This is a genomic window from Streptomyces sp. 5-10 (assembly GCF_014712245.1).
GTDB classification, from domain to species: domain Bacteria; phylum Actinomycetota; class Actinomycetes; order Streptomycetales; family Streptomycetaceae; genus Streptomyces; species Streptomyces violaceusniger.
This window is the reverse complement of sequence record NZ_JACVYG010000057.1, coordinates 52,231-65,135: the sequence shown is the minus strand read 5'-3', so window position 1 is coordinate 65,135 and position 12,905 is coordinate 52,231. Positions and strand designations below refer to the sequence as shown.

The 12,905-nt window shown below is 71.8% G+C and carries 2 protein-coding genes; both read right to left on the bottom strand.

Annotation, left to right across the window (positions count from 1 at the left end; translation table 11 throughout):
• Positions 1-5,205: non-ribosomal peptide synthetase (locus IEJ02_RS39895; protein WP_191069264.1), on the bottom strand; the 5,205-nt coding region annotated here is incomplete at its 3' end.
• Positions 5,202-12,752, bottom strand: coding sequence for a type I polyketide synthase (locus tag IEJ02_RS39890; protein WP_191069263.1), 7,551 nt, complete (start codon positions 12,750-12,752; stop codon positions 5,202-5,204). The genes IEJ02_RS39895 and IEJ02_RS39890, both read right to left, overlap by 4 nt.
• Positions 12,753-12,905: the final 153 nt, after the last annotated feature.

Below are 12,905 nucleotides of genomic sequence, written 5' to 3'. Positions count from 1 at the left end.
ATCCACCGCATCAACATCCAACCGCTCAACCCCCACCCACTCCGGCACCACCTGACCCCCCGCAGCCACCACCACCCGCGCCCCACAATCCCCCACCACAAACCCCAACCGCTCCCCCGGCACCGACACATCCAACGGCACATACACCCCACCCGCCTTCAACACCCCCAACTCCGCAACCACCAACCCCACCGAACGCTCCACCACCACAACCACCGCATCACCCAACCCCACCCCCAACCCACGCAACCCACACGCCACCCCATTCGCCCACGCATCCAACTCCCCATACGTCAACGACTCCGACCCACACACCACCGCCACCGCACCCGGATCCCGCACCACCCACTCCTCAAACAACCCATGCACCGACACCTCCGGAAACACCGCCTCGGTCGCATTCCACCCACCCACCACCAACTCACGCTCCACCGCCGACAGGATCGGCAGCCGGTCCACGGTCAGGCTGTCGTCCTCGGCCATCCCGTGCAGCAGCGTGAGATAGGAGTCGACCAGGCGGGCGGCCGTGTCGGCGTCGAACAGTGCCGTGGCGAACTCCAGAGTGCCCGCGACCGTGGTCCCCCTCTCCTCGCTCGCCATCTCCTCCATGAAGAGGGTGAGGTCGACCTTGGACGTGCCGTTGGGGACGACGGGAAGGATCTCTGTGTCGAGTCCGGCGAGGTCGACACTCCGCAGGAGGTCGTTCTTCTGCCAGGCGAACATCACCTGGAACAGCGGATTGTGGGCCGGACTGCGGACTGGGTTCGCCAGCCGGACGATCTCCTCGAAGGGAATGTCCTGGTTCTCCTGAGCCCCCACCACGTGCCGTTTGACCTGTCCCAGGAGCTGCTGGACCGTCGGGGAGCCGGTCAGGTCGACCCGCACCGGGAGGGTGTTCACCAGGGAACCGATGAGTCCTTCCAGCTCGCTGCGCCCCCGGTTCGCCGAGGGAATGCCCACGACCAGATCGTCCTGGCCCGAGTAGCGCGCCAGCAGTGCGGCCCACCCGGAGAGCAGCGTCATGAACAGCGTCGTACCGTGTCGGGCGCTGAGGGCTTCCAGACTCTTGGTCAGGCTCTCGCCCAGTTCGAAGCTCAGCGTGTCTCCGGCGTGGTCCTGCCGCGCCGGGCGCGGGCGGTCCGTGGGCAGCGTCAGCGTCGTCGGCGCCGCGGCCAGCGTCTGCTCCCAGTACCGCGCCTGGTGGCGGATCGCGTCGCCGGACATCCAGCGCCGCTGCCACGCCGCGTAGTCGGCGTACTGCACCGGCAGGTCCGGCAGTGTCTCCTCTTCCCGGCTCACATACGTGCCGTACAGCGTGGCGAGTTCCTGGAAGAACACGCCGAGGGACCAGCCGTCCGACACGATGTGGTGCATCGTGACCTGGAGGAGGTGGCAGTCATCCGTTTCGGGGATGAGGCACCCCCGGATGAGGGGGCCTTCGGTCAGGTCGAACGGAACGGCGGCCTCGGCCGTCAGGAGGTCGGACAGCGTCGAGTCCGCCTGGACCTGCCGCTCCTGGAGGTGGAACCGGCTCTCGGCGACCGGCGCGACGCGTTGCACGGGCTGCTCGTCCTCCAGGACGAACGTGGTCCGGAGGGCTTCGTGGCGGGCCACTATCCGGTCCAGGGCCCGGCGTAGCGCCGCCTTGTCCAGCGGTCCGCGCAGCCGCAGGCCGCCGGAGATGTGATATGCCTCGCTCACGCCATCGGCCTGCGCCAGGAACCACAAGCGCCGCTGGGTGAAGGAGAGATCGTGCCGGTCCCGCGCTTCGGCCGGGGTCACCGGCGGAAGGACCGTCGATGAGGCTTCGAGGACCCGGCTCGCGAAGTCGGCGAGGACGGGGCGGGCGAAGAGGTCGCCGAGCGGTACCTCGACCCCGAGCACACGGCGAATGCGCGACATGACCTGGACGGTCAGGAGGGAGTGGCCACCCAGCTCGAAGAAGTCGTCGTGGCGGCCGACCCGGTCGACGTCCAGCAGCTCCGCCCAGATCGTGGCGAGTGCTGTTTCCGTCTCATCGGCCGGTGCCTCGTACGCCCGCGTCGCGTACGCGGCGGCGCTGGGTGCGGGGAGTGACCGGCGGTCCACCTTGCCGTTGGAGGTCAGCGGCAGGGCCGGCAGCCGCACGAAGGCAACCGGCACCATGTATGCGGGCAGTTGCTCCAGCAGGCGGTCGCGGAGCACCTCCGCGCCGATCTCGCCGGCGGATGCGTAGTAGGCGACGAGGCGCTTGTCTCCGGGGGTGTCCTCCCGGGCCAGGACCACGACCTGGCTGATCTCAGGGGACTCCAGCAGCCGGGCTTCGATCTCGCCCGGTTCGATCCGGAAGCCGCGCACCTTCACCTGGAAGTCGTTGCGGCCGAGGAAGTCGATCGTTCCCTCGGGAAGCCATCGGCCGAGGTCGCCCGTCCGGTACATCCGCGCGTCCGGCCGCGAACCGAACGGGTCGCGGACGAAGCGCTCCGCGGTCAGTTCGGGGCGCTTGAAGTAGCCTTCCGCCACTCCGGCGCCCGCGATGTACAGCTCGCCGGTCACGCCGATCGGCACGGGCTGACGGTGCTTGTCCAGGATGTAGACGCGGGTGTTCGGGAGAGGGCGGCCGATGGGGATGGTCTGCGCCCCCTCAGGCACATCCCGGATCTCGAAGCTCGTCGCGATGTTGGACTCGGTCGGTCCGTATCCGTTGAGCAGGTGACGCGGCGGGTGGGAGCGCGCCACCCGGCCGATCACGTCGGGGTTGAGGGCGTCACCGCCGACGACGAGGTGCCGCAGTGCGCCGATCTCGGCGGCGATCTCGTCCGCGTACTGGTTGAACAAGCCGACGGTCATCCACAGGAAGGTCACCGCGTGGTGGGTCAGCGCCGCGCCGAAGCGGCGCGGATCGCGCAGGGTGTGCTGGTCGATGACGACGATGCGTCCGCCGTTCACCAGCGGCGTCCATATTTCCAGGGTGGAGATGTCGAACGTGGGACTGGACGCGAAGGCCGCGTGGATGGCGTCGTCCACGGGGATCAGGCCGTCGCTCACGACGAGGCNGATGGCGTCGTCCACGGGGATCAGGCCGTCGCTCACGACGAGGCGTACGAGGGCGCGATGGGACAGGACGACGCCTTTGGGGACTCCGGTGGAGCCCGAGGTGTAGAGGATGTAGGCGGGCGCGTCGCTGGAGACCGCGGGAAGTGGCCGCTGCTCGCTCATGACGGCGTCGTCCGCGTCGACGTCGACGTCGACGCGGACGACGCCGTCATGCGCGGGCAGCGGCCGGCCCTGGGTGGTGAGGAGGTGGCGGGATTCGCTGTCCGCGATCAGGAAGGCCAGTCGCTCGTGCGGGTGAGAGGGGTCCAGGGGTACGCAGATGCCACCGGCCCGCAGGACGGCCACCTCGGCGGTGACCAGTTCGAGGGAGCGGTCCATGAGGAGTGCGACGTTGTCGCCGGCCGTCACTCCGAGGGACCTGAGGCGCCGGGCGAGCCGGTCGGCGCGGGCGTCGAGTTCCGCGTAGGTGAGGGTGCGCTCGCCGTGGACCGCGGCCACCGCCGACGGCGAGCGCCGCGCCTGCTCGGCGAACAGGTCGTGGAGGCTCTGATGCTCCGGGTAGGCGCGGGACGTGTCGTTCCACTCGACGAGGAGTAGGTGTCGCTCGTGGGCGGTGAGGAGTTCCAGCCTTCCCACCTGTTCGTGCGGGGTCCGCACCATGCTGCGCAGCAGGGTGACGAAGTGCTCGTGGAGCCGGCGGATGGTGGCGGCGTCGAACCGCGTGTTCGCGTACTCGATCCGGCCGCTGATGCCGTCGTTCGTCTCCTTCATGTTCAAGGAGAGGTCGAATTTCGTCGTGCCCTCGACGGCGCCGCCGATCCGGGCGTCGAACGTGACGGTCGCGGGCAGGCCGTGCGGGGCCGACGCGCTCAGCACGTCGGGCACGGGGATGTTCTCGAAGACGAAGGCGGTCTGGATGAGCGGGGTGAGGCTCGCGTCCCGCGGCGCGCCGGTCGCCGCCACGACGTCCGCGAACGGGATCTCCCGTTCGAGGACGGCCTCCGTCTCGTGGCTCATCCGGCGGATCACCTCGACGACGGTCGGGTCGCCGGACAGATCGCAGCGCAGGGCCAGGGTGTTGGCGAAGAAGCCGATCAGGTTCTGGAACTCGGCGTGGTCGCGGCCGCTGGTCACCAGGCCCACGGCGAAGTCGTCCTGGGCGGCGTGCCGGTGCAGCAGGATGGCCCAGGCGGCGAGCAGGACGGTGTGGAGCGTGCACTTCTGGTCCTGTGCCATGTCCTTCAGCTGCCGGGTCAGGGCGGCGGACAGCACGAACTCGTGGTCGCTTCCGCTGTGGTCGGGGGTGCCGGGAAGCGCCGGGTGATCCCGGTGCAGTGCCAGCGGCGGCAGGTCGGCCAGGTGGTCCTGCCACCAGGCCACGTGTGCCGCGTGGTGGGGTGTTTCGCGTTGTTCCTGTTGCCAGCGGACGTAGTCGGCGTAGCGCAGCGGCAGCTCCGGCAGGGTGGCCTTCTCGCCGAGGTGCCGGGCGCGGTACAGCTCGCCGAGTTCGGCCAGGAACAGTCCGATGGACCAGCCGTCGCTGATGATGTGGTGCTGGGTGAAGAGGACGATGTGGTCGTCGTCGGCGAGGGTGATGACGGCCGTTCGCATCAGTGGCCCGTGGGCGAGGTCGAAGGGGGCGCGCTGGTGGGCGAGGATCTCCTCGTCCGCCGCGCCGGTCCGCGCCTCGGGTGCGTGGTCGCGCACATCGGAATGCGCCACTTCGACTGCCGCTCGGGGTGATGTGATCGCGCGGGGGACGCCGTCGACCTCGGTGAAGGTGGTCCGTAGCGGCGCGTGCCGGGCCACGATGTCGCTCAGGGCGTCGTGCAGGATCTCTGTGTCGAGGGCGCCTTTCCAGTGCAGTTTGAAGTGCACGTTGTAGAGCGGGCCGGCGTCCGCGAGGCGCTCGATCAGCCAGAGCCGCTCCTGTCCGCTGGACAGGGCTTGGGCCGCGTCGCCCGGGGCCTCCGTCCGGGCGGTGGGTGCGCTGACGGTGGCTTGGTCCTGTTGGAGCAGGCGGATGAGGTCGGCCTTGTGTGTGATCAACTGCTCCCGGAGTTCCCGGGTCATCGCGCCCTTCGCCGCGCGGTACACCAGACGATCGCCGTCGAGCCACAGCTTCACGTCGGCCTTGGCCAGGGCCAGCAGCAGTTCGTCGGTGGTCACAGTGCCTCCTGCTCGTAAGCGGCGTCGGCGGCGTCGGCGGCGTCGGCGGCGTCCTCGGGGGCCGGGTACGGCTCGTTGCTCCGCGAGGCCATGTGGATGAGGGATTTTTCGAAGATGGCCCGGGCGACATCGGCGACGGTGTCCCGGTTTCTGATCACGGTCAGGGGCAACGCGAGGCCGACGGCGGTGGAGAGCCGGTTCTTCAGTTCGAGGCCCGAGAGCGAGTCGAGTCCGGTGGTGCCCAACGGCTGGTCGGCTTCGATGGCACGGGGCGAGGCCAGGCCGAGAACGGTCGCCGCCTCGGCGCGGACCAGGTCGAGCAGGAACTGTTGTCCCTCCGCGGCGGACAGGGCGTGGAGCCGCCGCTGGACGGTGGGTGCGTCCGGTGTGTTGGTGGCGGTCCGGCGGGGTACGGCGGTCCGGCCGAGGTGTCGCAGCATCGGCGGCAGTTGATGCGGATGCGCCCCGAGTGCGGCGGGGTCCAGGTGTGCCAGGGCGAGGACCGTTTCGGGCCGGCCGAGGGCGGCGTCGAACAGGGTGAGGCCTTCCTCGGTGGTCGGGGCGAGTGTCCCGGGGCGGGCCGCGCGCGGCCGGTCGGTGCCGTCGTCCGTCCCGGGGGTGAGGCGGCGCCGCTGCTCCCACGGTTCCCAGTCGAGGGCCAGAGCCGGCAGCCCTTGCGCTCGGCGCTGCTGGGCGAGGGCGTTGAGGAAGGTGCCGGCCGCCGCGTGGCTCGCCTGTCCGGCGGTGCCGAGGACTCCCGTCGTGGAGGAGCAGAGGATGAAGGGTGACAGGGTGTGCGTCCGGGTGAGGTCGTGCAGGTGCCAGGCGGCGTCGGCCGTGGCGCGCAGGGCCGAGCTCAGCCGTTCGGGGGTCAGGGCGGTGAGCACACCGTCGTCGGAGGCCTCGGCCGCGTGGACGACGGCTGTGAGCGGGTGGCCGTCCGGGATGGTCGACAGAAGGTTCTCCACGGCGGTGCGGTCGGCGACATCGCATGCGACGACGGCCACTGTGGCGCCGGCCGCCGCCAGTTCGTCGCGGAGTTCGCGTGCTCCGTCGGCGGTGGTTTCCGGCCGGGAGGTGAGGAGCAGGTGCCTGGCCGCGTGGTTCCGTACCAGGTGCCGGGCGAGTCGGGCGCCGAGCGTTCCGGTTCCTCCGGTGAGCAGCACCGTGCCGTCGGGGTCAAGCCGCGGCAGCGTCCGGGTGGTCGGGTCGGCGTCGGCCGTGTGGTGCCGTGCGACGGCGCCGGTGGGTACCGGGCGCATCCGTGGCACCAGCTGCCGGCCGGCGCGCAGGGCGACCTGTGGTTCGGGGCTGAGCAGGGCCGTCGGCAGCGCCTGGCGGGATGCCTCGGTGTCGTCCGTGTCGATGAGGATGACGTCGCGGTCGGGGTGTTCGGCCCGGGCGGAACGGACCAGCCCGGCGAGGGCGGCCCCGGCGAGGTCCTCGATGGCGTCGTCGGGGTCCGTGGCCACCGTACGCCGGGTGAGCAGTGCCAGACGGCAGGCCCTGAGCCGGTCATCGGCGATCCAGTCCCGCAGCAGTGTGAGGACGCGGGCCGTGGCGGCGTGTGCCGCGGCGACCGGGTCGCCGCCGGCACGGTCGTCGGGGTCGGTGTGGCAGGGGACGACGAGCAGGTCGGGTGCGGGACCCTGATCGAGGGTACGGGTCAGCGCCGCGAGGTCGGTGTGGTGCCGCCCCTTTACGGGCCCGTCGGGCAGGGCCGGGCCGATCACGGCGACGTTGGCGGGCAGGGCGGCGGTCGAGGCGCCCTGGGGCGCGGCCCAGTCCATGCGCAGAAGGCGTCCGTGGCCGGTGCGGGCGAGTTCACCGTGCAGCCGGCGGGCCGACGCGGGAGCCGTGGTCAGGGCCTCCACGGCGCCGACGGCAGCGCCGGTGGCATCGGCGAAGCGCAGGGCGACCGTCTCTTCGCCGGGCCGTCGCTCCAGGTGGATCCGCAGCGTGGTGGCTCCCACGGCGAGCAGTGAGACGCCGGCCCAGGAGACGGGCAGCCGCACCGGGGCGTCACTGTGCGCGGTGTGGAGCGCCGCGGTGTGCAGGGCGGCGTCGAGCAGCGCAGGATGCAGCCCGAAGCGGCTCGCGTCGGGGGCGGCGTCGCCCGGCAGGACGGCTTCGGCGAAGAGTTCCGGTCCGCGCTGCCACGCCGCCCGCAGTCCCTGGAACGCGGGACCGTAGCTCAGGCCCAGGTCGGACAGGCTCTTGTACAGCCCCTCGACGGGCACGGGGACGGCACCTTCCGGCGGCCAGATCCGCAGGTCGCCGACGGGGGCCGGCCGGGCCGGGCCGAGTCGCCCGGCGGCGTGGCGGGTCCATGCGACGCCCGGAGCCGCACCGGCGGGCCGCGTGTGCACGGTCACCGATCGGCGACCGTGGTCGTCGGGTACGCCGACGACCACCTGGAGGGTGATGGCGGCGCCGTCGGCCGGGAGCGGCAGTGGCTTCTCCAGTGTCAGTTCCTCGACCCGGTCCAGGCCGGTGTGGTGAGCGGCGGTCAGGGCGAGTTCCACGAAAGCGGTGGCCGGCACGATCACTTGGTCGAAGACCGTGTGGTCGGCGAGCCATGGGTGGTCCGACAGCGAGATCCGGCCCGTGAGAGCGAGAGTGTCGGTGTCGGCCAGGGGGACGACGGCCGCGAGCAGCGGGTGATCGGCCGTCTCCAGCCCCGCCGAGGTCACGTCGGCGTCGCCCGGCCGGGGGGCCTCGAGCCAGAAGCGTTCGCGCTGGAAGGCGTAGGTGGGCAGGTCGGTGCGGCGTGGGCGGTGGGCCGCGAAGCGGGCGTCCCAGTCGACGTCGAGTCCGCGGCAGTGGAGGGCGCCGAGGGCGAGTTCGAGGTCTGCGAGGTCGCCTCCGTCCCGGCGGAGGGACCCGACCACCAGGGTCGGGGCGCCGACCGGTTCGGCCGTCTCCCGCAGCGGCGCCACCAGAACGGGATGGGGGCCGGCCTCCACGAAGAAGCGGTGCCCGTCCGCCATCAGGCTCGTGGCGGCGTCGGCGAAGCGGACCGGCTGCCGCAGATTGCGGTACCAGTAGTGCGCGTCCAGTCCCCCGGTGTGCAGGCGTGTGCCGGTGACGGTCGAGTAGAACGCCACCTCCGACTCGCGGGGTGCCAGATCCGCCAGGGCGGTGGTCAGTTCGTCCTCGATGGTGTCGACCTGGCTGGAGTGCGGGGCGAAGGGGGTGGGCTCGGTGCGCACGGCGGCTCCGGCGTCGGTCAGGTCCCGCACGAGCGCGGTGAGGTCGTCGACCGCCCCGGACACGAGTGTGGAGGTGGGGCCGTTGACACCGGCCAGCGACAGGCGGCCGCCGAAGCGCGCGAGGTGGGTCCGCAGGTCGTTCTCCGGCAGCTCGACGGTGGCCAGCGCGCCCTGTCCCGCCAGTCGCCGCAGAGTGCGGCCGCGCAGCGCCACGATTCTCGCGGCGTCCTCGAGCGACAGGGCACCGGCGACGTGGGCCGCCGCGATCTCGCCCGGTCCGTGGCCCACAACCGCGTCGGGCTCCACGCCCATCGAGCGCCACAGGGCCGCGAGCGCCACCATGACGGCGAACAGCATGTGCTCCGTGACATCCGCGTCGTCCGGGTCCGGGGCGCCCTCGGCGCCTTTCGCCACATCGGTCAGCGACCAGTCCACGTACGGCGCGAACGCTCGCTCGCATGCCCGCAGCCGCTCCCGGAACACCGGGGAGCTGTCCCACAGGGGCAGCGCCGTGCCCGGCCACGACGCTTGGTGCCCCGGGAAGACGAAGACCACCTTGCCGGTGACGTCGCGCCGTCCGGACACGGCCCGGGGCGCGGGGTCGCCCGCGGCGACGGCGCGCAGTTGGTCGCGCAGCGCCGCGAGGTCCCGGTCGACGAGCACGATCCGGTGCTCGAAATGAGAGCGGGTGGTGGCGAGGGAGTACGCCAGATCGGCGAGGCTCGGCCGCGGGTGGGCCTCGAGGTGGGCGTGCAACCGCTTCGCCTGGGCGCGCAGCGCCGCCTCGCTGCGGCCGGACAGCGGTACGGGCAGTGGCACGGACAGCGGTACGGGCAGTGGCGAAGGGGCTGGTGGCGCCTGTGGTTCGGCGGCCACCGCGCCGGGTTCGGGCGGTGCCTCTTCGAGGATCACATGGGCGTTCGTGCCGCTCAGGCCGAACGCGGACACCGCGGCGCGGCGGGGCGTGCCGTCGCCCTCCCAGGCAACCGCCTCGTTGAGCAGCCGGACCGTGCCCGCCGACCAGTCCACGTGCGGTGACGGTTGCGCGGCGTGCAGCGTCGCGGGCAGCAGGCCGTTCCGCAGGGCGAGCACCATCTTGATGACGCCGCCGATGCCGGCTGCCGCCTGGGTGTGGCCGAGGTTCGACTTCAGGCTGCCGAGCCACAGGGGCCTGTCGGGGGTGTGCGCCGCGCCGTACGTGGCGAGCAGCGCCTGTGCTTCGATCGGGTCGCCGAGGGGGGTGCCCGTGCTGTGTGCCTCGATGGCGTCGATGTCCGCGGGTGACAGGCGTGCGGTGGCCAGCGCCTGCCGGATCAGCCGTTGCTGGGAGGGCCCGTTGGGTGCCGTCAGGCCCTGGCTCGCGCCGTCCTGGTTGACGGCGGAGCCGCGTAAGACGGCCAGCACCGGGTGACCGTTGCGCCGGGCGTCGGACAGCCGTTCCAGCAGCACCATTCCGGCGCCCTCGGACCAGCCCGTCCCGTCCGCCTCGGCGGAGAAGGGCTTGCACCGCCCGTCCGGCGCCCTCTCGCCGGCCGGACTCGGCTCGTCGAATGCCGAGGGCGTCGCCATGACGGTCACGCCGCCGGCCAGGGCCAGGGGGCACTCGCCCCGCCGCAGGGCCTGAGCGGCGAGGTGCAGTGCGACCAGCGACGAGCTGCACGCGGTGTCGACGCTGATCGCCGGGCCTTCCAGACCCAGGGTGTACGCGACCCGCCCCGAGGCGGCGCTCGTCAGGCGCCCCGTGCTCAGATAGCCCTTGAGGGGTGCCGGAACGGCATCGGCGTCCCGCCACCCGGGCCCGTAGTCATTGTCGTAGAGGCCGACGAAGACGCCGCTCGCGGAACCGCGCAGCGAGGCCGGCGGGATGGCCGCACGCTCGAGCGTCTCCCAGGCCAGTTCCAGCAGCAGACGCTGCTGCGGATCGATCGCGACCGCCTCACGGGGGCTGATGCCGAAGAACGCGGGATCGAACTGATCGGCGTCGCGGAGAACTCCCCCGGCGTACGGCCGACCGTCAGCCGGGCTGTCCCACCCGCGGTTGTCCGGGAAGGCGGACACGGCGTCGCGACCGTCGAGCAGCAGTGCCCACAGCGCCTCGGGCGTGGTCGCTTCACCGGGGAAGCGGCAACTCATCGACACGATGGCGATCGGTTCAGCATCGGGGTGTGCCGGCACGGGGGCCGTCGTCGTGGATTCGCCGGCGCTGACACCCAGTCGAACGCCCAGCTGTCCGGCGAGCCCTTCGACGGTGGGATGGTCGAACACCAGCGTCTCGGGCAGCCGTGCGCCCACCGCGGCGGCGAGCCCGGCCCGCAGGCGCGCGCCGCGCAGCGAGTCCAGTCCGATCTCCCGCAGCGGACGGTCGGGCTCCACCAGGGCCCCCGGTGGCCGGCCGAGAACGGCACCGACCTCACGGGTGACCAGTTCGCGAAGCTCGCGTTCGGCGTCGGCGGCGGGCAGTGCCGCAAGCCGCCGGGCGAGCGGTGAGTCGCTCGGCGCCCCGTGGCCCTCGCCCGCGTGGCCGCTGTTCCCCACGGCCGCGGCCGCCGCGTCGCCGGGCTCGGGCCGTCGCTCGGTCTGTCGTTCGTCCTGTCGCTCCGCCCGTCGCTCGGGCCAGTGGTACACCTCCGGCAGCTCGTCCCTGCGCAACAGGTCCTGGGTGCGTCGGCGCTGCAGTTTGCCGCTCGTCGTCTTGGGCAGGCCCTTCGGCCGCAGCAGGACCAGTTCGAGAACGCTCACCTCGTGCTCGGCCCAGACCGCCTCGGTGATCGCCTCGGCGACGGCGGTCAGGTCGCCGTGCAGATGGTCGCGCGCCACCTCGGCCACGATGCCGAGGCCCTCCCCGCCGTCCGCGGTCACCGCGAAGGCGACGCTGTACCCCGTGCGGATGGCCGGGTGTGCCTCCACTGTGGTCTCGATGTCCTGCGGATAGTGGTTCCGGCCGAACACGATGATGAGGTCCTTCAGCCGGCCGGCCACGTAAAGCTGGCCGTCCCGGAGGAACCCGAGGTCCCCGGTGCGCAGATAGGTGGTCCCGGGGTCCGTGGGCAACGTCGCGCCGAAGACCTCGGCCGAGGCGTCGGGGTTGTCCCAGTACCCCCGCGCGATGTGCGGCCCGGCGAGCCATATCTCGCCCACCTCGTCGGCCGAGCACTGCCGGCGGGTGTCGGGACGCACGATGGCGACGCGCTGCCCGGTCGCGGGGTTGCCACAGGACACCACCTGACGTGCGGCGGGGTGGCCGGCCGCGGAGGTGAGGACCCGGCCGTGCTCGAAGGCCGCCTTGTCGATCCATATGCCGGCGCTCGTCGACAGGTGGTGCCCCGACGCGAACACCGTCGCCTCGGCGAGCCCGTACCCGGGGAAGAACGCCGACCTGCGGAATCCGGCGGGCGCGAAGGTGCGGCTGAATCTCTCCAGGGTCTGCGGCCGGATCGGCTCGGCCCCGTTGAGAGCCAGCTCGAGCGAGGAGAGGTCCAGCCGCGCCACGTCATCGGGATCCGTCTGCAGGCAGCACAGTTCGTAGCCGAAGTTCGGGGACATCACCACGGTCGCGCGGTAGTCCGAGACGGCCCGCAGCCAGCGCACCGGTTTCTGTACGAACGCCGCCGGTGGCATCAGGACGGTGAACAGCCCCTGCCACAAGGACATCAACAGGCTGGCTATCAGCCCCATGTCGTGATGTACGGGCAGCCAGCTCGCGACCCTCGTGCCGGGGTGGGTGCCGAAGCCGAGCCCCATCATCCGGATGTCGGCCGCCAGGTTCTCGTGTGACAGAACCACCCCCTTCGGCCGGGAGGTGGAGCCCGAGGTGTATTGGAGAAAGGCGATGTCGCCGGGCTCGACCCGCGGAGGCGGCCAGGCGGTGGCCGAGGACCGGATGCCGTCCACCGTCCGCCAGGGCAGGTCCCGCAGCGAGGCCGGGGCGTTCCTCAGGACCTTCTCCATGGCGTCCTCGGTCGTCAGGGCGGCCTTGGCGCCCGAGTCCGAGGCGATGACCATCAGCCGGCCGAGGTCGCGCTCGGTGCGGGGCGCGTACACGGGCACGGCGATCACCCCGGCGTACAGGCAGCCCAGAAAGGCGACCACGAAGTCGAGTCCGGACGGGAAGCAGAGCATCGCGCGGTCACCACGGCGGAGTTCCTGCCGCAGACCGGCGGCGGTGCGCTGTGCCTCCCGGTCGAGGTCGGCGTAGGTCAGTCGCTCGGTTTCGTGGTCACCGTCGGCGAGGAAGGCGACCGCCGCGCGATCAGGGGTCTGCTCGCTCCACCAGCGCACCGCATGGACCAGAGTGGGGAACTGCGGATAGAAGGACTGGGGTTCCGGATCCGGCACGGCTCACTCTCTCCTGCGCTGTCGGCACGAACGTCAAACGGTCCGAGGTCACCGTCGAGTCCGGCGTCACCGACGTGCAGACCGCCGATCCATGCGACCACCCCGGCGCCCCCGCGGTCGGACGCTATCGAGAGGGAAACCAGGACAGCACCC